The following is a 23,201-nucleotide window of genomic DNA, read 5'->3' as shown; positions in this document are numbered from 1 at the left end:
CGTGAGGGTCAAGCCCGATGGCGGAGAGCCCGGCCGGAGCCTGACCCGAGCCCGCCCGTGGAGGGCCCGGCGCGGAAAGTCCGGCGGGGGGCGGCCGGTTGTGGTTCGCTGCCGGGATGACTCAGGACCAGGACTTGGAGACCGTCACCTTCGATTCGGCGGAGGCGTTCGAGGCGTGGCTCGGGGAGCACCACGCCGACTCGCCCGGCCTCTGGCTCAAGCTGCGGAAGAAGGGGCCCGGGATCGTCGCGCTGGACTACGCCCAGGCGCTCGACGTGGCGCTCTGCTACGGCTGGATCGACGGCCAGAAGGCGAAGTTCGACGAGCTGTGGTGGCTCCAGCGCTTCACCCCGCGCCGGCGGAACAGCAGGTGGTCGAAGGTCAACCGGGACAAGGTGGCCGCCCTGACCGCGCAGGGCCGGATGCGTCCGCCGGGGCAGGCCGAGGTCGACCGGGCCAAGGCGGACGGCCGCTGGGAGGCCGCCTACGACAGCGCGCGGACGGCCACCGTGCCGGACGACCTCGCCGCCGCCCTGGCCGCCGAACCGGCCGCGGCGGCCTTCTTCGAGACCCTCGGCAGCGCGCACCGCTTCGCGGTCCTCTACCGCGTCCAGGACGCCAAGCGGCCCGAGACCCGGGCCCGCCGCATCGAACAGTTCGTCGCGATGCTGGCGAAGGGCGAGAAGCCGCGCCCGTGAGGGGGCGGGAGGGGGAAGGCGGGAAGGGGAGGCCGCGTGGTGCCACGGCCTCCCCTTCCTCTCCTCTCCGCGCGGCGCGCGGGATCAGAACACGAGGTCCGAGGAGTTCGTGGTGACCTGCTCCACGTACATGACCTCACCGCGACGGAAGGGGACCTTCCAGTCACCGGTGCTCTTGTACAGCTTCGGCGACTGGTAGCTCACGCCGAGGCCCATGAGGTCCGGGCGGCCGTCGCCGTCCGCGTCACCGACGGCGATCAGCGGACGGAACGCGTCCCAGCCGCCGCCGATCTTCGTGCGGGGAGCGAACGTGCCGTCGCCCTTGCCCAGGTAGAGCCAGAGGACGCCGTCCCTGTCACGGGCGACGAGATCGCCGGCGGCGCCGCCCGCGATGTTCCCGACGGCCGTGATGTCGTTGTGGACCCCCCAGCCGGTGCCGATCTTCTTGCGGGGGAGGAACGGCTTCGTGGCGCTGCCGGTTCCGGGGTAGAGCCAGAGTCCGCCGGACCGGTCGGTGGCGAGCGCGTCCACGCGGCCGTCACCCGTCAGGTCGCTGCCGGACGTGATCTTGTCGTACACCTGCCAGCCGCCGCCGACCTGGACCCGGGCGGCGAAGTTGCCGGTGCCCTTGCCCTGGTAGAGCCAGAGCACGCCGGACTTGTCGCGGGCCAGGAGGTCGCCGACCTGCGTGCCGCCCAGGTTCCCGGCGGCCTCGATGCGGTCGTAGAGGCCCCAGCCCGAACCGATGTAGGCCTTCTCCGAGGCCTCGTGGACGCCCGGCCACGAGTCGATCGGACGGTAGTAGAGGTCCGTGCGCCACAGACGGCCGGCGGAGTCCCGGTGGAACAGGTCGGGGCTGCCGTTGTCGTTGAAGTCGTGCGGCTGGGCCTTGCGGACGACCTTGAACGCGCCCCGGGCCGTGACGGCCGGGCCGATGCCGTTGGCCGCCTCGCCGGTCAGCTCCCAGGTGTAGTCGCCGTTGGCGCGGTTCTCCTCCCAGCTGCCATCGCCCCAGGTGACCGTCGGCGCGCTGGTGGAGGGCTGCCAGCTCAGGGTGTTGGTCTCCCCGGTCCGCACGTGGCGGACGGTGAGCTTGGGGTTCCGCACCTCGCGGGAGAGCGTCCACTTGAAGGTGAACTCGTTGGCCCGGTCGAAATCGAGGACTGCCGGGGGCACGGTGGAGCCCGTGACGACGACCTCGGTGGGCTCGCCGGTCGCCGCGACCATCCGGGCCCCGATGGCGCCGTCGTCCGAGGCCTCGATCCGGTACATGCCCTCGCCCTGGCCGGCGAGACCGCCGCGCGCGTACAGGCTGCCGTCGGGGGCGGACGTGAACTCGTAGGCGTGGTCGAGCACCTTGACCGTGGCCTTGGTGGTGACGTTGTAGGCGGTGATGGCGTGGTGGACGCTCGGCTGGGAGAAGCCCATGCCGCCCTTCTGCCCGTACAGCACCCAGTCGCCGACCAGGCCGACCTGGAGGTTGCCGAGCGACGGCACCGCGGGCACCGGTGCCTCCTGCACGGCGTCGGAGCCGGCGGCCCGGTCCGCGACGAAGACCCGGGGACCCTGGTCCGTCGCCGAGTCGATGATCCAGGCGAGGTGCGTCGCGGAGACCACCTGCCCGTGGATCCCGGCGGCGCCGGGGGTGAAGACGCCGGTGGCGAGGTCGAGGAGACCCCACTTGCCCAGACCGTTCTGGGTGAAGGAGACCTTGGCGTGCTCGGGGGTGGCGGGCGTGACCATGACCGTGGACGCGTCGGCGGGCAGGCCGGTGACCGTCACGTCGGGGGTCTCGTCGACGTGCTTGCGGAGCACCGTGCCCGCCTCGGTCGTGACGGTCGTGAAGACGGCGTCGGCCGCCGCGCCCGCCCACTTCGCGTCGCCGGCCAGGGTGCCGACGGCGACGTCGAGGACGCCGCCCGTCCGCAGGTTCCGCTGGGTGATCGTGCGCGAGCCCCGGAAGACCAGGAAGTCGGTCGTCGCCGTCGACCGCAGATACACCGCGCCGTCGTACGCCTGCCCGGCGCCGTCCGTGTAGCGCCGGAAGGTCGTGACGTTGTCGTTGCTGGTCGTCAGGAAGCCGGACACACCGGCGCCGACGAGCCTGCTGCCCCCGGGGTACGCGATCGGGTCGGTGATCGGGTCCGGGTCGGCGGCCGGGTTCGCGTCCGCCGTGAGGGGGGCGGCGTGCGCGGGAACGGTCAGCGCCGTCGCCCCGAGGGTGACGGCGAGGACGGTGGTGACGGCGCCGGCGAGCCGCCGTCGGGTCGAACGGGCCAGAAGCACGGGCATTCCTCCCCAAAACATCAGGCGCACCACGCGCCTCACCTGCTGAGACACCCGAACAAGCGAATGGTTGTACGCCTCCTGGATTTGCTTCCGGACTTCTCCGGGGAGCGGCGGGAGGGGGCTGTTCGCCGGGCCGCCGTCAGAGCCTCCCGGTAGCGTGCGGAAGGGACTTGAACCGTCGCGCGCCTGGGGGCACCACCATGGACATCCTGCTCATCGCCGGCCTGTGGCTCGACGCGTCCGCCTGGGACGACGTCGTGCCCGAGCTCACCGCCCTCGGCCACCGGCCCGTGCCCGTCGCCCTCCCCGGGCAGGGCGACGGCGACGTGTCGGCGACGCTGGACGACCAGCTGCGGGCGGTGCTCGCGGCGGTCGACGCGGCGGAGGGGAAGCCGCTGGTGGTGGGGCACTCGGCCGCGTCGAGCCTGGCCTGGCTGGCCGCCGACGCGCGGCCGGGGAAGGTTGCCGGGGTCGCGCTGATCGGCGGCTTCCCCGCCGAGGACGGGAAGGCGTACGCCGACTTCTTCCCCGTCGAGGACGGCGTCATGGCCTTCCCCGGCTGGGGCCCCTTCGAGGGGCCGGACGCGGCCGACCTCGACGGACCGGCCCGCGACCGGCTCGCGTCCGCCGCCGTCCCCGTCCCCGAGGGGGTCGCCAGGGGGGTGGTCCGGCTGACCGACGAGCGCCGCTTCGACGTCCCCGTCGTCCTCGTCTGCCCCGAGTTCACCCCCGCTCAGGCCAAGGAGTGGATCGCCGCCGGCGACAGCCCCGAACTCGCCCGGGCCCGCCACGTCACGTACGCGGACCTCGACTCCGGCCACTGGCCCATGGTCACCCGCCCGCGCGCCCTCGCCCGAGTCCTCGCGGACGCCTGCCCGGCGCGGCCCGCCTAGCGCCGGACAGGGCCCCGGCGCCGCGTGCGCCCGGCCGGGGCTAGTCCGCCGTCACGCCCCAGTAGCCGATCTCCGAGGGTTCGCCGTTCTCGTACAGGACCGTGCAGCGGCCGAGGCCGCGCCGGGGGAAGAGGTCGAGGTCGGCGCGGAGGGCGGCCCGCCATTCGGCGGCGGTGGGCCTGCCGTGGGAGCACCAGGCGCGGACCTCGCCCTCCGTCAGCGGGCGCATGTACGGCCCCTCTTCGGGCTCCGTGGCGGGCACCGTGTGGATCTGGTCCAGGACGGTCGCGGTGCCGCCGGTGAAGATGAACTCGGCCCAGTCCGGGCTCTTCCACAGCTCCTCGACCGTCCGGCCGGTGAACCCCCGGTCGTCCTCGGCCAGTTCCGCCTCCTGCGCCCGCCGGAAGGCGGCCGGCAGGTCGCGGTCGTACGGTCCGGTCTGCCACCAGCAGTCGCCACCCACGATCCCGCCCCTCCTCGACTCCGGGCGTCCGTACGCCCGTTCGTGTCGCACGGTAGGGCCCGGGTGTGACATCGGGGCCCGTACGCTGGACCGCATGGCATGCCGCATCAGTGAGCTGATCCTCGACTGCGCCGACCCCGAACGGCTCGCCGCGTTCTGGAGCGAGGTCCTCGGGTACGTGGAGATCGGCCGGGAGGACGACGGCAGCATCGAGATCGGGCCGCCCGGCACCGGCTTCGGCGGCCCGCAGTCGACGCTGATCCTCAGCCCGAGCGGCGACCCCCGCCCCGGCAAGCTCCCCCTCCACATCGACGTCAGCCCCACCGACCGCGACCAGGACGCCGAACTGGCCCGCCTGCTCGCGCTCGGCGCCCGCCCGGCGGACGTCGGACAGACCGGCGAGGAGGCGTGGCACGTCCTGGCCGACCCGGAGGGCAACGAGTTCTGCCTCCTGAGGCCGCGCGTCGACCCGGTCTGACCGCTCGGGCCGGTCCGGGGGAGAGGGCCGTTCCCCCCGGGGCCACGGCCGGTCGAGGACGCCGAGCGCGGCGTCCGAATGCCGCCAGCGGGCCGCCCCGGCCGGGCCGACGCTGGAGCCATGAACGCCTTCACGCCACGGGCCGTCGAGCCCGCCGTCCTCGCCGCGCTCCGGGACACCGACGACGCCGGACGCCCCTCCCGGCCGTACACCGCCGAGGAGGGCGGCGAGCCGCTGCGCTGCTGCCTGCGCAGGGCCCGCCCGGGCGAGCGCGTCGTCCTCGTCGCCTACGCCCCGCTGCGGCGCTGGGCCGCCGCCACGGGCGCCGAGCCGGGGCCGTACGACGAGGTCGGGCCCGTCTTCGTGCACGCGGAGGAGTGCGCGGGGCCGCGGGAGCGCAAGCCCTCGGAGGCGTACCCCTTCGAGCGGGCGGGCGTCCTGCGGACGGTCCGCCGGTACGGCGCGGATGGCCGCATCCTCGGCGGGCGCCTCGTCGAACTCCCCGGCCTGGACGAGGCCCTCACCGAGGCCTTCGCCGACCCGGCCGTGGCCCTGGCGCACGTGCGCGCGGTCGAGTACGGCTGCTTCCTCTTCGAGGTGCGGCGGTCCTAGGGGCCAGGGGCCAGGGCCGCGCGGAGAAAAACCGGTGGCGGGGCGGGGGCGGGCGTGTCTACCTTCGGGGTGACCCGACGCCGGACCCCGACCCGGGTCCGGTCCGTCCCGTCCCCGTGCCTTCGAGAGGGTGTTCTATGACCCGGCCCGCGCCGAGCGCGCCTCAGCCCACCACCCCTGCCGCCTAGCTGCTCAGGCGGCCCCTTCGCTGGGCCCGCTCGGCCGACTCCTGCTGTCAGTGACACTTCCTCAGCCAGGAGCCTCCGGGTGACCATCACCATCGACACCTTCACCTGCGTGTGGTGCGGACTCACCGTCCACGCCCACGCCGCCGGCGGACAGCGGCGCAACCACTGCCCGTCCTGCCTGCACTCCCGGCACGTCCACGACCACGTCGAGGGCGGCGCCAGTGACTGCCGGGCGCGGATGACACCGATCTCCATCGCCGTGCCGCGGACCGGCGACTGGATGGTCGTCCACCGCTGCGTGCGCTGCGACGAGCTGACCTCCAGCCCCGTCGCCGAGGACGACAACCGGCTCATCCTCATGCGGATGGCGGTGCGGCCGCTGGCCCAGCCGCCGTTCCCGCTCGAAGCGTTCGGGGACCTGTGACATGGCCCGCCGCACGCGGACGGACGACCGCCGCCGGGCCCAGCGGCCCAAGGACGTGCTGCACGCGCAGCGCGACGGACACCGGGAGCAGGACTTCCGGTGCGCCGGCTGCCGGCTCGTCGTCCCGCTGGCCGCCCCGGGCACGGCACACCGCAACCACTGTCCGACCTGCCTGACCAGCCTGCACGTCGACGGGCGGGTCCCCGGTGACCGGGCCGCCGCCTGCCGGGGCCGCATGGTGCCACTCAGCGTCTCCGTCCGGCCCGACGGGGAATGGCTGCTCGTCCACGAGTGCCGCTCCTGCGGCGAACTGAGCGCCAACCGGATCGCCGGCGACGACAACGCCCTGGCCCTGATGCGGCTCGCCCTGCGACCGCTCCGGGACCCGGGCGTGCCGGACGCGGCGCAGGGGGTGCTGCTGGGCCTCTGAGCGGACGGGCCCCGGCCCCGGGGGCGTACGGACGGGTCACTGCACGCAGAACTCGTTCCCCTCGGGGTCGGCCATCACCACCCACGCGCCGCCCTGCTCGGCGACCCGCCGCAGTACGGACGCGCCCAGCTTCTCCAGCCGCTCCACCTCGGCGTCCCGGGCGCCGGGCGGGGCGTGCACGTCGAGGTGGACGCGGTTCTTCACGGTCTTCGCCTCGGGCACCCGCTGGAAGAGGATCCGCCGTCCCAGCCCGGCGCCGTTCTCCTCCGACACCGGGTCGTCCGGGTGCCGCACGGCGGCGAGGTCGTGCCACCCCGGGCGCTCCTCCGGCTCCCCGGCGTGCACGGTGACGGTCGCTCCGGCCGGTACGGCCCCGGCGGCGAGCAGTTTCCCCACGAGCCCGCTGTGGTCCTCCTCCACGTACCGGAGGGCGGCCGCCCAGAACACGGCCTGGGCGTGCGGGTCGGCGGCGTCGATCACGAGTTTCCAGCTCAGCGGCTCCATCCCCCACACATACGTGCCCCAGGCCGCCCCCCGCCACCGGAACGCGGGAATCAGCCCGCCCGGACCCGGTCCAGCAGGCCTTCCGTCTCCGGATAGGGCGTCTCGGCCGGGAGCAGCCGCGCGGCGCCCGGCAGGTCGCCCGCGCGGACGAGGGCGTGCGCGCGGCGGGCGAGCGGGGTCACGTCGGTGACCGAGACCGTCCACTCGTCCGCGTACCGCCCCGCCGCCTCTCCCGCGAGCCCCAGCTGGAGCGAGCGGTACGGCAGCGGAGCCAGCCGCAGGTCCCGCTCCGGGTCCCACTGCACCCGCGCCGGCGCCCGGCGCAGCTCCCGCCGCCAGGACTCCCGGTCGGCGTGGAAGCCGCGCTCGTAGTGGGACAGGCAGGCGTGCCGCAGCGCCCACTCGAAGCCCTCGCGGGTGATCTCCACGGCGAGGACCGTCTCCTGGCCCTCCTTGGTGCCCCAGCCGGAGCGGTACATCATCCACAGGAACGACGGCTTGATCCACGTCATCCGGTCCCGCTTCCAGACCGCGGGGAACCGGCCGTCCCGCGCGGCGGCCAGGCCGATCTCCGGCCGGTACGCCTGGTAGACGGTGACCGTGGTGGCGGTGTGCAGCGCGCGGACGCGGCGCTTCGGCTCGGCCGCGGGCCCGGGCCCGGGCGCGGACGCGGGTGCGGATACGGCCGCGGGCTCGGGCACGGGCGTGATCAGGGGCTCGGGTGCGGGCATGGGGACAGCGTGGATCGCGGCGCCCGCCCCGGGCCAGTGGATTTCGCGCGGGCCGCTCCGGCGTCAGGCGCGGACGTCGCCCGGGGCCGTCGGGGCCGTCGGGGCCGCCGGGGTGCGGAAGGCGTCGGCCTCTTCCGTGAGGCGTTCCGCGGCCTCCTTCGCGGCGCGGGCGATCTCCGCGCGGCTGCGGCGGGCGGAGCGGAGGGCGTCCCAGGTGAGGAGCGTGAGGGCGAGCCAGACCAGGGAGAAGCCGGCCCAGCGCTCCGGCGGCATGGCCTCGTGGAAGTACGCGACGCCCAGCAGGAACTGGAAGGTGGGGGCCAGGTACTGGAGGAGCCCCAGGGTGGAGAGCGGCACCCGGATCGCCGCCGCGCCGAAGCAGACCAGCGGGATCGCCGTGACGACGCCGGTCGAGGCGAGGAGCGCCATGTGCCCCGCGCCCTCGGTGCCGAAGGCGAGCTCGGAGCGCGAGCCGAGGAGGACCAGGTAGCCCAGCGCCGGCAGGAACAGGACGGCCGTCTCCGCCGCCAGCGACTCCAGGCCGCCGAGGTTCACCTGCTTCTTCACCAGGCCGTAGACGGCGAAGGAGACGGCGAGGGTGAGGGAGATCCACGGCGGGCGGCCGTAGCCCACCGCCAGGACCAGCACGGCCGCGAAGCCGATGCCGACCGCCGCCCACTGGGCCGGGCGGAGGCGTTCCTTCAGGACGAGGACGCCGAGCGCGATCGTCATCAGCGGGTTGATGAAGTAGCCGAGGGACGCCTCGACGACGTGGCCGTTGTTGACCGACCAGATGTAGAGGCCCCAGTTCACGGTGATGACGGTCGCGGCGAGCGTCAGCAGGGCCAGCTTGCGCGGGTGGGCGAGCAGCTCCCTCACCCAGCCCCAGCGCCGCAGCGCCAGCAGGGCGAGGCCGACGAAGACGAAGGACCACACCATCCGGTGCGCCAGGATCTCGCCCGCGCTCGCCGGCTTCAGCAGCGGCCAGTAGAGCGGGACCAGGCCCCAGATCGCGTACGCGGCCATGCCGTACAGCAGCCCGGCGCGGTTCTCGGTCTCCGCGCCCGCGCTCGTGGCCGCGTCCGCGCCCGTGCCCGTCGTGCCGGTCCCTGTGACCGTGCCTCTTCCGCCGCCCATGAAAGCCTCCCGCCCTGCGCGCGCTGTTCCGACGAAGGTAGCGCCGCACAGGGCGGACTGTCATGTGTGTACCGCTATACGGTCATGACCTTGAGGAGGGGGAGGGGTCACTCCGCCGCGGCCAGCGCCTCCGCGACCGTCGTGCCGATCGGGGTGGTCGGACGGCCGATCAGCCGCGCCAGGTCGCCGGTCCGGACCGCCAGCGCGCCCCGCCCGATCGCCTCGTCCACGTCCACGAGGATCGCCGCGAAGGGCTCCGGCACGCCCGCGCCCGTCAGGATCTCCAGGTGCGTCCCGGCCGGCACGTTCGTGTACGCGATCTCGCGCCCGGCGCGGGCGCCGACCTCCGCCGCGTACTCCGCGAGCGACCACGCCTCGTCGCCGCTCAGCTCGTACGCCTTGCCCAGGTGCTCGGCGGCCGGACCGGTCAGCACCGCCGCCGCGGCGGCCGCGTAGTCGGCGCGGGCGGCGGAGGCGACCCGGCCCTCGCCCGCGTTGGCGACGACCGCGCCGTGGGCGAGGACGGGGGCGAGGTTCGCCGTGTAGTTCTCGCTGTACCAGCCGTTGCGCAGGAAGGTGTACGGCAGGCCGGAGGCGAGGATCAGCGCCTCGGTCTCCTTGTGTTCCGCCGCCAGGTCGAAGTCGGCGTCGGGGCCGCCCAGGACGCCGGTGTACGCGAGCTGGGCCACGCCCGCCGCCTTGGCCGAGTCGATCACGGCGGCGTGCTGCGGCACCCGCCGCCCCACCTCGCTGCCGGAGATCAGCAGCACCCGGTCGCCCGCCCCGAACGCGCCGGCCAGCGTCTCCGGCCGGCTGTAGTCGGCGATCCGCAGCTCGACGCCGCGGTCCGCGAGGTCTGCGGCCTTCTCCTCGTCCCGCACGACGGCGGCGACGGACCCGGCCGGGACGGCCGGGTCCGCGAGGAGGGCGTCGACGACGAGACGGCCGAGCTGTCCGGTGGCTCCGGTGACGACGATGCTCATGGGGGGTCCTTAGGGGAGCGGGGCTTTCGGGGTGCGCACTCACCGTACGACGGGCACTAACCAGAAGAAAGTACCCACTTTGAAGTAAGGTACTGGCGTGGAAATAAGTGAGAGGAGTGCGATGAGCGTCGAGACACCCGGGGTCCGGCCCCTGCTGGCGGACGTCGACGGCGCCATGTGCCCGTCCCGGCTCGTCCTGGAGCACGTCACCAGCCGCTGGGGCGTCCTCGTCCTGATGGCCCTCCTGGAGCGCTCGTACCGCTTCAGCGAGCTGCGGCGGCGGATCGGCGGCGTCAGCGAGAAGATGCTCACGCAGACGCTCCAGACCCTGGAGCGCGACGGCTTCGTCCACCGCGACGCCAAGCCCGTCATCCCGCCCCGCGTCGACTACACCCTCACCCCCCTCGGCGAGGACGCCGCCCGGCGCGTCAGGGCCCTCGCCCTCTGGACCGAGGAGCGCGTCCCCGCCGTCGAGGCCGCCCGCGCGCGCTACGACGAGGCGCGCGGGCAATGACCTTGTAACGCACCGGAGTTGGTCCCTCCGCGCATACGATCGTGCCCCCTGGGGGAATCGTGTGGGCGGGGGTGGGGGAATCATGTCCGGTGCGCGGCTGTCGCGTTCCTGCTGTGCCGTGCTGGCCGGCGGACTGCTGGTGGCGGGATGCTCGGGAGGGGGCGGCGGGGGAGACGGGAAACGCGGCCCCTCGTCCGGTACGCCCCCGGCGGCGAGCGCGACCCTCACCCCGACGGCGACCCCGACCCCGGCCGCCGAGCCCTCCACCTACCCGACCGCCCTCGGGTTCGACCCCGACCCGGCCCGCGCGCCCAGGACCCGGTCCGACGCCGTCGCCCTCGCCCGCACGGTCCTCTCCGGCGGCCCCGGCGCCTGGGGACCCGGATACGTCGAGCGGAAGCCGTACCTCAGCCCCGAGGGCTACTGGCCCGTCCTCTCCGAGGACTGCGGCTGGGAGACGGGCACCCTCCCGGCGACCGTCCTCCACAGCGTGACCGCCTACATGGAGCTCCCCGCCGAAGGCGACAAGGGGACGGTCCGGGTCTCCGCCACCGTCACCGTCCACCGCACCGAGGACGCCGCCGACTGGGAGATGGCCGAGACCCTGGAGGAGGTCCTGCGCTGCCCCGGCCAGACCCTCCGGGACGGCGAGCGGATCTCCGGCCTCATGTCGCTCGGCAACGCCTACGGCGTCGGCGGCAACCGCACCGCCTCCGACACCGTCAACGAGCGCGGGACGTACCTCAAGGACGGCGTGCCCGGCGAGCACTACTACGGCTGGTCCCAGTCCCGGCTCGGCCAGGTGACCGTCGCCGTCTCCGCCAAGGGCGCCCCCGGCCACACCGAAACCGACCTGGCCACGGCGATGGCCCAGGCCTCGGTGGCCATGCTCACCCGTGCCGAGAGAGCGCTGGAGGCAGAACAGTGACCGCCCCGGACGACACACCGGACACCCCGGGCACGCCCGATGCCCCGGGTACCCCGGCCGCCCCGGGGACGCCCGCCGCCCCGGGGACGCCCGCCGCCCCGGGTACGCCGGGTACCCCGGGGACGCCGGGCACGCCCGCCGCCCCGGGTACCCCGGGCGCGCCGGGTACCCCGGCCACGCCCGACCCCCCGGCCACGCCCGACCCCCCGGCCACGCCCGACCCCCCGGCCACGCCCGACCCCCCGGGCGCGCCGCACACCCCGGGCGCCCCGGCCCACGGCCGGTCCGCGGCTTCCGGCGGCACGTCCGCCGGCGCCCAGGACGAGGCTCCCGCCGCCCCGCCCGCGCCCGCTCCGACCGCCCCGCCCGCGCCAGCGCCGGCTCCGACCGCCCCCCTCCCGCCCCCGCCCGGGGGGCTCGTGGCGCTGCTGCCCTCCGACCCGTCCGGGATCGCCGGGTACCGGCTGCTCGGGCGGCTCGGGGCCGGCGGGATGGGGGTCGTGTACCTGGGGCGCACGGAGGCGGGGGAGCTGGCGGCGGTCAAGGTGACGCTGGCCGACCGGGCCGAGCGGGCCGACTTCCGGGCCCGGTTCCGCCGCGAGGTCGAGGCGGCCCGGCGGGTCGACTCGCCCTGGGCCGTGCCGGTGCTCGGCGCGGACCCCGACGCCCCCGAGCCCTGGCTCGCCACCGCCTTCGTGCCCGGCCCGTCCCTCGGCGAGGCGGTCGTCGCGCACGGACCGCTGCCCGCGCGGAGCCTCACGGTCCTCGGCGGCGCCCTGGCCCGGGCGCTCGCCGCCGTGCACGCCGCCGGGATCGTCCACCGGGACGTCAAGCCGGGCAACGTCCTGCTCGCCGCCGACGGGCCCCGGCTCATCGACTTCGGCATCGCCCGCGCCGCCGACCCCGCCGGGGAGACCGCGCTGACCGGCACCGACCTGGTCGTCGGCACCCCCGGCTTCCTCGCGCCCGAGCAGGCGGAGGCCCGTACCGAGGACATCGGACCGGCCTCCGACGTCTTCGCCCTCGGCTGCCTCCTCGCCTACGCGGCCACCGGCCGCCCGCCCTTCGGCACCGGCGCCGTCGACGCCCTCATGTACCGGACCGTGCACGACGAGCCCGACCTCACCGGCGTGCCGTCCGGGCTGCTGCCCGTGCTCCGGGACTGCCTCGCCAAGGACCCCGCCGCCCGGCCCACCGCCGGGGAGCTCGCCGGGCGGCTCGTCGCGGACGCCCCCGGCACCGCCGCCGACTGGCTGCCCGCGCCCGTCGTCCGCACCATCGCCGAGCGCTCCGCCCGGATGCTCGCCCTCCCGGACATCGAGGCCACCACCGCCGGTGCGGCCCCGCCCGGGCCCCCCTCCCGCAGCCGCCGCCGCTTCCTCCTGGCCTCCGGCGCCGCCGCCGTCCTCGCCGCGGGCGGCGCGGGCAGCTGGCTGGCCCTCCGGGACGACCGCCCGGACGCCAAGGGCGCGCCCCCGCCAAAGGCCCGCGCGTGGACCATCGGCGTCCAGGCCGACCTCAGCGGGCCCGGCAAGGAGGTCGGACAGGCCCAGGAGCGCGGCGTCCGGCTCGCCGTCGAGGCCTTCAACTCCCGCGAGGACAAGCCGTTCACGCTCGACGTGAAGGTCTCCGACGACCGCGGCGACGCGACCCGCGCGCTCGCCGCCGCCCGCGTCCTCACCACCGACCCCGACGTCCTCGGCATCATCGGCCCCAGCCACGACTACACCGGCCAGGAGTCGCTGCCCGCCTACGACGAGGCCCGGCTCCCGGTCGTCACCGTCTCCGCCGGGCTCAACCTCCTCATCAACCCCGCCCAGAACCAGGGCCGCAGCCTCGTCCGGGCCTGCCCCGTCCACGCCTTCAACGGCATGCACCTCGCTTACCACGCCCAGGCCGTCCACCACCCGAAGCGCCCCGGACTCCTCCAGGAACGCACCGACGACCCGTACTCCTGGCAGTTCGTCGTCGGCACCGACTTCGGCTTCGAGCAGGGCGGGATCCCGCCCCGCCCCCGGGTGATCCCCGCCGGTGCCAAGGGCCTGGAGCGGGTCGTCGGCGAGATGGTGGAGGCCGGCATCGACGCCTACGTCCACGCCGGACTCCTGCCCTCCGCCGTCCGCGCCGCCAAGGCCCTCGACGCGCTCGGCTTCACCGGCCCCCGCCTCGCCGGACAGCACGTCTTCGGCGACCGCTTCCTGCGCGACGCGGGCCGCGCCGCCGAGGGCTGGACCGTCGGCGCGCCGGTCGCCGACCCCACCGCCCGCAAGGAGGCCGCCGGCTTCGTCGCCGCCCACCGCGCCCGCTACGGCAGCGCGCCCCTCTGGTACGCGGGCGAGGCGTACGACGTCACGCTCCTCCTGGCGAAGCACGTGGAGGCGGCGTACGAGAAGGGCGGAAAGCGCCCCGACCGCACCACCCTCGCGCCCCTCCTGCGCAAGGACTCCCACCAGGGCGTCATGGGCGGCTACTCCTTCGACGAGGACGGCAACCTCAACGGCGTCGGCACCTTCCTCTACCTGGTGAAGGACGGGCGGTACCGGTCCCTCGGCGCCGCGCCCGCGACCCCGACGAAGCGGGCGGGCGGCTGATCCGTGCGCCCGCTGCACCGGTCCGACCCCTCCGCCGTCGCCGGCCACCGCCTCCTCGGCCGGCTCGGCGCCGGCGGCATGGGCGTCGTCTACCTGGCCCGCACCCCCGGCGGCGCGCTCGCCGCCGTGAAGGTCATCCGCGCCGAGCACGCCGCCGACCCCGCCTTCCGCGAGCGCTTCCGCCGCGAGGCCCGCACCGCCGGGCGGATCACCGGCCGCTGGGTCGTCCGCGTCCTCGGCGCCGATCCGGAGGCCCGCGAACCCTGGCTCGCCACCGAGTACGTCCCCGGGCCCTCCCTCGCCGAGGCCGTCGCCCTCCACGGGCCCCTGCCCGAAGCGGCCGTCCGGGCCTTCGGCGCCCGGCTCGCCGACGCCCTCACCGAGCTCCACGCGGCCGGTCTCGTCCACCGGGACGTCAAGCCCGCCAACGTCCTCCTCGCCCTTGACGGGCCCCGGCTCATCGACTTCGGCATCGCCCGCACCGCCGGGGCGACCGCCCTCACCGCCACCGACGCCATGATCGGCACCCCCGGCTTCCTCGCCCCCGAGCAGGCCAGGGCCGCCGGAGCGGGCGAAGTCGGCCCGCCCGCCGACGTGTTCGCCCTCGGCTGCGTCCTCGCCCACGCCCTCACCGGCGAACGGCCCTTCGGCACCGGCGCGGTGGCGGCCGTCGTCTACCGCACCGTCCACGAGGAACCCGAACTCGGCTCCGTACCGGACTCCTTGAGGCCGCTCGTCGCCGACTGCCTCGCCAAGGACCCGGCCGACCGGCCCACCGCCGGGGCCGTACGGGACGCCCTCGGCGGCACCGGGGGCCCGGCCGGGGAGCTCCTGCCGCCCGGCCTGCCCGCCCTCATCGCCGAACGCTCCGCCCGGGCCCTCGACCTCCCCGTCCCGGAACCGACGGCACTGGCGCCCGCTGACCTCCCGCGCGGGCCCTCCCGGCGGCGGCTGGTCGTCGGCGGCTCGGCCGCCCTCGTCGCCGGTGCCGGCGGCCTCACCGCCTGGCTCGCCACCCGCCCCACCGGCAGCGGGACCACCACCGGCACCCGGGCCCTCGCCACGTACGCGATCGGCGTCCAGACCGACCTCAGCGGCCCCCGCAAGGCCGACGGCCGCGCCCAGGAAAGGGGCGCCCGGCTCGCCGTCGAACAGTTCAACACCCGCCCCGACCGCCCCTTCGACCTCGCCCTGAAGGTCCGCGACGACGCGGGCGACCCGCGCCGGGCCGTCGCCGCCGCCGAGGCCCTCGGCGCCGACCGGTCCGTCGTCGCCGTCCTCGGACCCACGACACAGGAGGTGGTCCTCGCCGTCGTGCCGGTCCACCAGCGCACCGGGCTCCTCTGCGCGGCCATCGCCACCGGCCTCGACCAGGGGCAGCTCTCCCAGACCCTGCTGACCGGCTGCTACTTCGAGTTCCGGCCGGTGGGCACCACGCTCCAGCTCGCCTTCTCGACCGCGGCCCTCGCCCGCGGCATCGAGCGGTTCGCGGTCGTCGATGACCGGGCCGCCGGCCGGTTCTCCTGGCACATGGGCCTCGACGCCGAGACCACCCTCGGCACGTACGCCACCGTCGTCCGCAGACCGGTCGCCGCGGACAGCGAGGACTTCGCCGCCGTCGTCCGGCCCCTCGTCGCCGACGGCGCCGGCGCCGTCCTCTACGCGGGGGTGTCACCGCGCCGCGCGGGACTCTGCGCCCGGGCGCTCGCCCGGGAGGGCTTCGGAGGACTGCGCGGCGGGATCGAGCCCCTCCTGGAGCGGGAGTTCCTCACCACCGCCGGATCCGCGGCCGAGGGCTGGTTCATCGGCACCAGCTACGCCGACCCGGACGTGGTCCCGGCCGCCAGGGCCTTCGCCGCCGCCTACCGGAAGCGCTGGGGAGTGCCCGCCGCGACCCCCGTCGAGCGGTACGCGGTCGAGGCGTACGACACCGTCCACGCCCTCGCCGGGGCCGTCGGGGCCGTGCTGGAGGACGGGCTCGCGGTGCAGCGCGACGGGGTCGCCCACCGGCTCGCGGAGCGCACGTACACCGGCGCCGTGAAGAAGTACGCCTTCGGCGCCGCGCGTAGCTACCGCTTCATCGAAGAGGTGTTCGCGTACCGGATCGAGAAGGGCGTCCCGCGCTGCCTCGGGCGCTCCCTGGAGGTCAACCAGAAGGAGAAGGAGCGCCGCGACGCGTCCCGGAAGCCCTGAGGGGCGCGTCCGGTGTCCCGGACGCGCCCCTCACACGGTCATGACGGCACGTCAGCCGACCACGGTCCAGGTGTCGTTCCCCGCCAGGAGGCGGCCGAGGTCGCCCTCGCCCTGCTGGGCGGCCGCGCGGTCCAGCTGCTCGGCCATCAGGGTGTCGTAGACCGGGCGCTCCACCGAGCGGAGGACGCCGATGGGGGTCTGGTGGAGGGTGTCGGGGTCGGCGAGGCGGGAGAGCGCGAAGGCGGTCGTCGGGGAGGCGGCGTGCGCGTCGTGGACGAGGATCCGGGACTCGTTCGAAGGGGTGACCGTGACGACCTCCAGGTCGCCGGTGGCGGGGTCGCGGACGACGCCCTTCTCGTTCTCGGCGCCGAAGCGGATCGGCTGCCCGTGTTCGAGCCGGATGACGGCCTCCTGGGCCCGGTCCTTGTCCTTGAGGACCTCGAAGGCGCCGTCGTTGAAGATGTTGCAGTTCTGGTAGATCTCCACCAGCGCCGTGCCGTTGTGGTCGGCGGCCCGGCGCAGCACCTCGGTGAGGTGCTTGCGGTCGGAGTCGACCGTGCGGGCGACGAAGCTCGCCTCCGCGCCGAGCGCGAGGGACACCGGGTTGAAGGGGGCGTCGAGGGAACCCATCGGGGTCGACTTGGTGATCTTGCCGAGCTCCGACGTCGGGCTGTACTGGCCCTTGGTGAGGCCGTAGATCCGGTTGTTGAAGAGCAGGATCTTGAGGTTCACGTTGCGGCGCAGGGCGTGGATCAGGTGGTTGCCGCCGATGGAGAGCGCGTCGCCGTCGCCCGTGACCACCCAGACCGACAGGTCGCGGCGGGAGGTCGCCAGGCCGGTGGCGATGGCCGGGGCGCGGCCGTGGATGGAGTGCATCCCGTAGGTGTTCATGTAGTACGGGAAGCGGGAGGAGCAGCCGATGCCGGAGACGAAGACGATGTTCTCCTTCGCCAGGCCCAGCTCGGGCATGAAGCCCTGGACGGCGGCGAGGACGGCGTAGTCGCCGCAGCCGGGGCACCAGCGGACCTCCTGGTCGGACTTGAAGTCCTTCATGGTCTGCTGGGCCTGGGCCTTGGGCACCAGGTGGAGCAGGGGCTCAGAGGTCTCAGGCATCGATGGCCTCCTTGAGGGCGGCGGCGAGCTGCTCGGCCTTGAACGGCATGCCGTTGACCTGGGTGTGGCTGCGGGCGTCGACGAGGTACTTCGCGCGGATCAGGGTGGCGAGCTGGCCGAGGTTCATCTCGGGGATCACGACCTTGTCGTACCGCGCCAGGACCTCGCCGAGGTTCTTCGGGAAGGGGTTGAGGTGGCGCAGGTGGGCCTGGGCGATGTGGCCGCCCTCGCGGCGGATGCGGCGTACGGCGGCGGTGATCGGGCCGTAGGTGGAGCCCCAGCCGAGGACCAGGGTGTTCGCGCCGTCCGGGTCGTCGACCTCGGTGTCCGGGACCTCGATGCCGTCGGTCTTGGCCTGCCGGGTGCGGACCATGAACTCGTGGTTGGCGGGGTCGTAGGAGATGTTGCCGGTGCCGTCCTGCTTCTCGATGCCGCCGATGCGGTGCTCCAGGCCGGGCGTGCCGGGCACGGCCCAGGGCCGGGCCAGGGTCTCCGGGTCGCGCTTGTACGGCCAGAAGACCTCGGTGCCGTCGGCCTGGGTGTGGTTCGGGCCGGTCGCGAAGGGGGTCCGCAGGTCGGGCAGGTCCGCGACCTCGGGGATCCGCCAGGGTTCGGAGCCGTTGGCGAGGTAGCCGTCGGAGAGCAGGAAGACCGGGGTGCGGTAGGTGAGGGCGATCCGGGCCGCCTCCAGGGCGGCGTCGAAGCAGTCGGCCGGGGTCTTCGGGGCCACGACGGGGACCGGCGCCTCGCCGTTGCGGCCGTACATGGCCTGTAGGAGGTCGGCCTGCTCGGTCTTGGTCGGCAGGCCGGTGGACGGGCCGCCGCGCTGGATGTCGACGACGAGGAGCGGCAGCTCCAGGGAGACCGCGAGGCCGATCGTCTCGGACTTGAGGGCCACGCCGGGGCCCGAGGTGGTCGTCACCGCGAGCGAGCCGCCGAAGGCGGCGCCGAGCGCCGCGCCGATGCCGGCGATCTCGTCCTCCGCCTGGAAGGTCCGCACGCCGAAGTTCTTGTGCCGGCTGAGCTCGTGCAGGATGTCCGAGGCCGGGGTGATCGGGTAGGAGCCCAGGTAGAGCGGCAGGTCCGCCTGCTTCGCGGCGGCGATCAGGCCGTAGGACAGGGCCAGGTTCCCGGAGATGTTGCGGTACGTGCCGGTGGGGAAGGCGCGGGTGGCGGGGGCGACCTCGTAGGAGACGGCGAAGTCCTCGGTGGTCTCGCCGAAGTTCCAGCCGGCCCGGAAGGCGGCCACGTTCGCCTCGGCGATCTGCGGCTTCTTCGCGAACTTGGACCGCAGGAAGGCCTCGGTGCCCTCGGTCGGCCGGTGGTACATCCAGGACAGCAGCCCGAGCGCGAACATGTTCTTGCTGCGCTCGGCCTCCTTCCGGGACAGGCCGAACTCCTTGAGCGCCTCGATGGTCAGCGTCGTCAGCGGCACCGGGTGGACGCGGTAGCCGTCCAGCGAGCCGTCCTCCAGGGGGCTCTGCGCGTAGCCGACCTTCGCCATGGCCCGCTTGGCGAACTCGTCGGTGTTCACGATGATCTCGCCACCGCGCGGCACGTCCGCGACGTTCGCCTTCAGGGCCGCCGGGTTCATCGCGACCAGCACGTTCGGCGCGTCGCCTGGGGTCAGGATGTCGTGGTCGGCGAAGTGCAGCTGGAAGGACGACACGCCGGGCAGGGTCCCCGCGGGGGCGCGGATCTCGGCCGGGAAGTTCGGCAGCGTGGACAGGTCGTTCCCGAAGGAAGCCGTCTCCGAGGTGAAGCGGTCACCCGTGAGCTGCATGCCGTCACCGGAGTCGCCCGCGAACCGGATGATCACCCGGTCCAGCCGTCGGACTTCCTTCTCGGCGCCGTTCCGGGCCTCCGCCGGGGCGCTGCGCTGCTCCCCGAGCAGGGCCTCGCCGGCCTCGCTACTGACCTGGCTGGTCACTTACTGGACCTCCCTAGCGGCAAGCGGGACTCTCGGCCCACCCTACGACGGTGAGGTGGGCCTTCCCGGGACTTCTCGCATGATGGGCCTCTGTTTGAGACGCCCTTTCGTGGTGCATTGTCCTGTTCTACGTCTACCCGGATTGTTCCGGAACGCCGTATTCCGCCTCGTTCTTCCGTCCTAGGACCGCCCCAGGGTCCCCCCGGGGCGTCCACGGCCCGTCCAGGGGCCGTCCAGGAGGCCGGCCCCTCAACTGACAGAGTGTCAGAAGATCAAGGCCCGGGCACAAGGGAAACGGCTCAGGACCTGAGGTACGTCAGCACCGCGAGCACCCGGCGGTGATCGCCCTCGCTCGGCGACAGGCCCAGTTTCAGGAAGATGTTGCCGATGTGCTTCTCCACCGCGCCGTCGCTCACCACCAGCTGCTTCGCGATGGCCGAATTCGTCCGCCCCTCGGCCATCAGGCCCAGGACCTCCCGCTCGCGCGGCGTCAGATGGGCCAGCACGTCCTGCTGCCGGCTCCGCCCCAGCAGCTGCTGGACCACCTCCGGGTCCAGGGCCGTACCGCCCCCGGCCACCCGCACCACCGCCTCGGTGAACTCGCGCACCTCCGCGACCCGGTCCTTCAGCAGATAGCCCACGCCCCGCGTCGACCCCGCCAGCAGCTCGGTGGCGTACTGCTCCTCCACGTACTGCGACAGCACCAGCACCCCGAGGCCCGGATGCTCCGCGCGCAGCCGCACCGCCGCCCGCACCCCCTCGTCCGTGTGGGTCGGCGGCATCCGCACGTCGGCCACCACCACGTCCGGCAGCGCGCCCGCCTCCGCGAGCTCCGCCACCGTCTTCACCAGCGCCTCGCCGTCCCCGACACCCGCCACGACCTCGTGCCCACGGTCCGTGAGCAGCCGCGTCAGCCCCTCGCGCAACAGCACCGAATCCTCGGCGATCACCACCCGCACCCGGTCCGCCACCTCTCCCACGCCCACGTCCGCCGCCCCCATGTCCCTGCCGTGCCGATCACGCGGCCCGGTCGGCGCCGCGTGATCAGCATCGCAGGAAAGCCCCCGCCGGGGACACGGGACGCCTCAGGCCCGCCAGGGCAGCTCCGCCGTCACCGTCGTCGGCCCGCCCGCCGGCGAGTCCACCGCGAGCACCCCGTCCACCGCCCGCAGCCGCTCCGCCAGCCCGGCCAGACCCCGCCCGCGCGCCGGGTCCGCACCGCCGACCCCGTCGTCCCGCACCTGGAGCATCAGCCGCTCCTGCGACCGCCACACGTCCACCGAGGCCCGCCGGGCCCGCGCGTGCCGCGTCACGTTCTGGAGCAGCTCCGTGACCGTGAAGTAGGCCAGGCCCTCGATCGCCGCCACCGGCCGCCCCGGCAGGTCCACCGTCACCGCCACCGGCACCGCGCAGCGGGCCGCCACCGACGACAGCGCCGCGTCCAGGCCCCGGTCCGTCAGCACCGCCGGGTGGATGCCCCGCGCCAGGTCCCGCAGCTCCTTCAGCGCCAGCTTCACCTCGCCGTGCGCCTCGTCCACCAGCACCGCCGCCGCCTCCGGGTCACGGGCCAGGGTCTCCCGCGCCAGCCCCAGGTCCATCGCCAGCGACGCCAGCCGCGCCTGCGGCCCGTCGTGCAGGTCCCGCTCGATCCGCCGCAGGTCCGCCGCCGCCGTGTCCACGGCCGCGCCCCGGTCCGACTCCAGCTCCGTCACCCGCTCCGCCAGCCGCCCCGGGCCCAGCAGCCCCGCCACCAGGAAGCGGTCCACCGCCGTCAGCCCCCGCACCACCGGCGGCCACGCCAGCACGAACAGCAGCCCGACCAGGCAGGTCACCCCCACCTCGAAGGGCGAGTCCAGGTACAGGGCGTGGGTCTCGTCCCCGTACAGCTGGATCCCGTCCTGGCCCAGGTACGCCGGGAAGACCCACCGCCACACCGGATACGTGAACAGGGACCAGCCCCACGTGAAGAAGACCAGCGACACCGAGAACGAGAACACCGCCCACGGGAAGTGCAGCAGCGCGTACAGCAGGTGCCGCCACGAGGCCCCGGACCGCAGCATCGCCGCCATCCACGAGAACGCCCCGCCCGTCCGGCCCCGCACCGGCTCCGGCGCCGCCACGTCCGCCCCGAGCAGCCCCCGCACCCGGGCCCGCTCCACCGCGCCGAACCCCCGGCACACGGCCAGCGACGCGGCCAGCACCGGAATCCCGAGGAAGGTGATCAGCAGCCCCGCCCCCGCCGAGGTCAGCGAGACCGCCAGCGAGAACCACAGCACGCTCAGCGGCAGACCCACCAGTGTGAAGAGGAAGGCCTTCCAGGTCCGTGCCTGGAAGGGGGCCCGAAGCGCGGCGGGGACGAGGGGCGAATCCATCGGACGTCCTTCTCTCTGGGGGGTTTCCCGGGTACGACTCCAGGGTTCCGTCCGGGCCCCCCTCGGCACCATGAGGCGGGTCGGCGTCTCCCGAGGGGGGTTATCCCTACCTGCCCCGGAGACGCCCGGGGAGCGGGCGCCCTCAGGCCGGGCGCGGGCTCCGCAGGCCCCCCGGGGGCAGGCTTCCCCGGGTCCGGCGCGGGCTCCTCCGGACCCACCGGGGGCGGGCTTCCCCGGGTCCGGCGCAGTGGTCACGGCAGCTCCGCCGTGGCCACCGGGGCCGGGCGCCCTCAGCCCCGGCGCGGGCTCCTCCGGACCCACCGGGGGGGCGGGCTTTCCCGGGTCCGGCGCGGTCGCGCGGCAGCTCCGCCGTGACCACCGTCGGACCGGGCGCCCTCAGACCCGGAGCGGGCTCCGCAGACCCCCCGGGGGCAGGCTTCCCCGGGTCCGGCGCGGTCGCGCGGCAGCTCCGCCGTGGCCACCGTCGGAGCGGGTGCCCTCAGGCCCTGCGGACCCGCCACGGCAGCTCCGCCGTGACCACCGTCGGACCGCCCTCGGGGGAGTCCACGACCAGCAGGCCGTCCACCGCGCCGAGCCGCTCCGCCAGCCCCGTCAGGCCCGTGCCGCCGTCGAGCCGCGCACCGCCCCGCCCGTCGTCGCGCACCTGGAGCAGCAGCCGGTCCCCCGCCCGCCACACCTCCACCGAGGCCGTACGGGCCCGGGCGTGCTTCGACACGTTCTGCAGCAGCTCCGAGACCGTGAAGTACGCGATCCCCTCGATCGCCTCCGCCGGCCGCTCGGGCAGCTCCACCGTCACCGACGCCGGCACCGTGCAGCGCCCCGCCAGCGACGACAGCGCCGCCCCGAGCCCCCGGTCGGTCAGCACCGCCGGGTGGATGCCCCGCGCCAGGTCCCGCAGCTCCTGGAGGGCCAGCTTCACCTCGCCGTGCGCCTCCGCGACCATCTCCGCCGCCGCCTCCGGGTCCTCGTGCAGCTTCTCCTTCGCCAGCCCGAGCCCCATCGCCAGCGCCACCAGGCGCGCCTGCGCCCCGTCGTGCAGGTCCCGCTCGATCCGCCGCAGGTCCGCCGCCGCCGTGTCCACGACCACGCCCCGGTCCGACTCCAGCTCGGCGATCCGCCGCTCCAGCTCGTCCGACGGCGAGAGCAGCCCCCGCACCATGCCCCGGTCCGCCGCCGCCAGGCCCCGCGCGATGAACGGCAGCACCGGCCACAGCGCCACCAGCGACACCAGGGTCACGCAGAAGGTGACGATCCCCCACGGCAGCCGGATCAGCCCGTACAGCTGGCTCCGCCACGCCACCGGGTCCTTCAGCCCCGCCCACAGCCACGGCAGCGCGCCGCCGGCCCGGGGCAGCGGCGACGGCTCCGCCACGTCCGCGTCGAGCAGCCACCGCGCCCGCGCCCGCTCCGAACGCCCGATCCCGCGCGCCCCCGCCAGCCCCGCCGCCAGCAGCGGCAGGCCGATCACGGTGACCGACAGGCCGATCCCGACGACCACCGTGGTGACGGCGTAGACGAAGCCCACGAGGGAGGCGGGCAGATTGAGGAGGAGGAAGGAGATCTCCTTCCAGGTCTCCTTGCCGTACGCGGTCCGCTGCCGCGCGGGCGGGTCCCCGGCCGTGACGGCGGGGGCGGAAGGGCTCGGGTGATCAGCGGTCATGCCCCCAGCCTGCCGTCCCCCGCCCTCCCGGGGCCATGGGGGGAGTGGG

General features: G+C 74.9%; 21 protein-coding genes. 10 read left to right on the top strand and 11 right to left on the bottom strand.

Annotation, left to right across the window (positions count from 1 at the left end; genetic code table 11):
• Nucleotides 1-116 precede the first annotated feature (116 nt).
• On the top strand, nucleotides 117-698 hold the full coding sequence (locus ACF1ED_RS25750; protein WP_391764238.1) for a YdeI family protein: 582 nt from the start codon (nucleotides 117-119) through the stop codon (nucleotides 696-698).
• Between the two features lie 84 nt (nucleotides 699-782).
• Here ACF1ED_RS25750 and ACF1ED_RS25745 read toward each other — a convergent pair whose 3' ends face one another.
• On the bottom strand, nucleotides 783-2,990 hold the full coding sequence (locus ACF1ED_RS25745) for an FG-GAP repeat domain-containing protein (protein ID WP_391764236.1): 2,208 nt from the start codon (nucleotides 2,988-2,990) through the stop codon (nucleotides 783-785).
• Between the two features lie 197 nt (nucleotides 2,991-3,187).
• Between ACF1ED_RS25745 and ACF1ED_RS25740 the strand changes: the two genes are divergently transcribed.
• Nucleotides 3,188-3,880: an alpha/beta fold hydrolase gene (locus ACF1ED_RS25740; protein ID WP_391764234.1), complete on the top strand. Its 693-nt coding sequence runs from the start codon at nucleotides 3,188-3,190 to the stop codon at nucleotides 3,878-3,880.
• Nucleotides 3,881-3,920: 40 nt separating this feature from the next.
• On the opposite strand, the gene ACF1ED_RS25735 is transcribed toward ACF1ED_RS25740, so the two are convergent.
• The gene (locus tag ACF1ED_RS25735) at nucleotides 3,921-4,343 is read right to left on the bottom strand and encodes a hypothetical protein (protein WP_391764232.1); all 423 of its coding nucleotides are present in this window, start codon (nucleotides 4,341-4,343) and stop codon (nucleotides 3,921-3,923) included.
• 94 nt (nucleotides 4,344-4,437) lie between these two features.
• On the opposite strand from ACF1ED_RS25735, the gene ACF1ED_RS25730 reads away from it, so the two are divergent.
• The 4 genes from ACF1ED_RS25730 to ACF1ED_RS25715 all read left to right on the top strand — a co-directional run bounded on the left by ACF1ED_RS25730 (nucleotide 4,438) and on the right by ACF1ED_RS25715 (nucleotide 6,475).
• Nucleotides 4,438-4,821, top strand: a complete 384-nt coding sequence (locus tag ACF1ED_RS25730) for a VOC family protein (RefSeq protein ID WP_391764230.1) — start codon at nucleotides 4,438-4,440, stop codon at nucleotides 4,819-4,821.
• 120 nt (nucleotides 4,822-4,941) lie between these two features.
• Nucleotides 4,942-5,433, top strand: a complete 492-nt coding sequence (locus tag ACF1ED_RS25725) for a DUF1203 domain-containing protein (protein ID WP_391764228.1) — start codon at nucleotides 4,942-4,944, stop codon at nucleotides 5,431-5,433.
• A gap of 267 nt (nucleotides 5,434-5,700) precedes the next feature.
• Nucleotides 5,701-6,045, top strand: a complete 345-nt coding sequence (locus tag ACF1ED_RS25720) for an RNHCP domain-containing protein (RefSeq protein WP_391764226.1) — start codon at nucleotides 5,701-5,703, stop codon at nucleotides 6,043-6,045.
• Nucleotide 6,046: 1 nt separating this feature from the next.
• Nucleotides 6,047-6,475, top strand: a complete 429-nt coding sequence (locus ACF1ED_RS25715; protein ID WP_391764224.1) for an RNHCP domain-containing protein — start codon at nucleotides 6,047-6,049, stop codon at nucleotides 6,473-6,475.
• 36 nt (nucleotides 6,476-6,511) lie between these two features.
• Here the strand turns inward: ACF1ED_RS25715 and ACF1ED_RS25710 are convergent, their stop codons facing one another.
• From ACF1ED_RS25710 to ACF1ED_RS25695, 4 genes are all read right to left on the bottom strand, one after another.
• Nucleotides 6,512-6,979 carry a VOC family protein gene (locus ACF1ED_RS25710; RefSeq protein WP_391764222.1) on the bottom strand — a complete coding sequence of 156 codons (468 nt, stop codon included), beginning with the start codon at nucleotides 6,977-6,979 and terminating at the stop codon, nucleotides 6,512-6,514.
• 50 nt (nucleotides 6,980-7,029) lie between these two features.
• Nucleotides 7,030-7,710 (bottom strand): DUF4291 domain-containing protein, encoded by a 681-nt coding sequence (locus ACF1ED_RS25705; RefSeq protein ID WP_391764220.1) that lies wholly within the window; start codon nucleotides 7,708-7,710, stop codon nucleotides 7,030-7,032.
• A gap of 63 nt (nucleotides 7,711-7,773) precedes the next feature.
• A complete protein-coding gene (gene rarD / locus ACF1ED_RS25700; protein WP_391764490.1) occupies nucleotides 7,774-8,736 on the bottom strand; it encodes an EamA family transporter RarD in 963 nt (320 codons plus the stop codon).
• 218 nt (nucleotides 8,737-8,954) lie between these two features.
• Nucleotides 8,955-9,830: an SDR family oxidoreductase gene (locus tag ACF1ED_RS25695; RefSeq protein WP_391764218.1), complete on the bottom strand. Its 876-nt coding sequence runs from the start codon at nucleotides 9,828-9,830 to the stop codon at nucleotides 8,955-8,957.
• A gap of 121 nt (nucleotides 9,831-9,951) precedes the next feature.
• Here ACF1ED_RS25695 and ACF1ED_RS25690 point away from each other — a divergent pair, with 121 nt between their 5' ends.
• The 4 genes from ACF1ED_RS25690 (at nucleotide 9,952) to ACF1ED_RS25675 (ending at nucleotide 16,056) form a co-directional block, all read left to right on the top strand.
• Nucleotides 9,952-10,344: a winged helix-turn-helix transcriptional regulator gene (locus ACF1ED_RS25690; RefSeq protein ID WP_391764216.1), complete on the top strand. Its 393-nt coding sequence runs from the start codon at nucleotides 9,952-9,954 to the stop codon at nucleotides 10,342-10,344.
• Nucleotides 10,345-10,426: 82 nt separating this feature from the next.
• A complete protein-coding gene (locus ACF1ED_RS25685) occupies nucleotides 10,427-11,272 on the top strand; it encodes a hypothetical protein (RefSeq protein ID WP_391764214.1) in 846 nt (281 codons plus the stop codon).
• Nucleotides 11,273-11,691: 419 nt separating this feature from the next.
• The gene (locus ACF1ED_RS25680; RefSeq protein WP_391764212.1) at nucleotides 11,692-13,863 is read left to right on the top strand and encodes a bifunctional serine/threonine-protein kinase/ABC transporter substrate-binding protein; all 2,172 of its coding nucleotides are present in this window, start codon (nucleotides 11,692-11,694) and stop codon (nucleotides 13,861-13,863) included.
• A gap of 3 nt (nucleotides 13,864-13,866) precedes the next feature.
• The gene (locus ACF1ED_RS25675) at nucleotides 13,867-16,056 is read left to right on the top strand and encodes a bifunctional serine/threonine-protein kinase/ABC transporter substrate-binding protein (RefSeq protein ID WP_391764210.1); all 2,190 of its coding nucleotides are present in this window, start codon (nucleotides 13,867-13,869) and stop codon (nucleotides 16,054-16,056) included.
• A 51-nt stretch (nucleotides 16,057-16,107) separates the two neighbouring features.
• Here the strand turns inward: ACF1ED_RS25675 and ACF1ED_RS25670 are convergent, their stop codons facing one another.
• From ACF1ED_RS25670 to ACF1ED_RS25650, 5 genes are all read right to left on the bottom strand, one after another.
• Entirely contained in the window at nucleotides 16,108-17,169 is a 1,062-nt protein-coding gene (locus ACF1ED_RS25670; RefSeq protein WP_391764208.1) for a 2-oxoacid:ferredoxin oxidoreductase subunit beta, read from the bottom strand.
• A complete protein-coding gene (locus tag ACF1ED_RS25665; RefSeq protein ID WP_391764206.1) occupies nucleotides 17,162-19,099 on the bottom strand; it encodes a 2-oxoacid:acceptor oxidoreductase subunit alpha in 1,938 nt (645 codons plus the stop codon). The genes ACF1ED_RS25670 and ACF1ED_RS25665 overlap by 8 nt, the downstream gene beginning before the upstream one ends.
• 299 nt (nucleotides 19,100-19,398) lie before the next feature.
• Complete coding sequence (locus ACF1ED_RS25660) at nucleotides 19,399-20,058, bottom strand: LuxR C-terminal-related transcriptional regulator (protein ID WP_391764488.1); 660 nt, start codon at nucleotides 20,056-20,058, stop codon at nucleotides 19,399-19,401.
• 126 nt (nucleotides 20,059-20,184) lie between these two features.
• Nucleotides 20,185-21,471, bottom strand: a complete 1,287-nt coding sequence (locus ACF1ED_RS25655) for a sensor histidine kinase (protein WP_391764204.1) — start codon at nucleotides 21,469-21,471, stop codon at nucleotides 20,185-20,187.
• A gap of 499 nt (nucleotides 21,472-21,970) precedes the next feature.
• Nucleotides 21,971-23,152: a sensor histidine kinase gene (locus tag ACF1ED_RS25650; RefSeq protein WP_391764202.1), complete on the bottom strand. Its 1,182-nt coding sequence runs from the start codon at nucleotides 23,150-23,152 to the stop codon at nucleotides 21,971-21,973.
• Nucleotides 23,153-23,201: the final 49 nt, after the last annotated feature.

The sequence above is a fragment of the Streptomyces sp. NPDC014656 genome, assembly GCF_043084305.1.
Taxonomy (GTDB): Bacteria; Actinomycetota; Actinomycetes; order Streptomycetales; family Streptomycetaceae; genus Streptomyces.
This window is presented reverse-complemented; position numbering and strand designations above follow the sequence as displayed.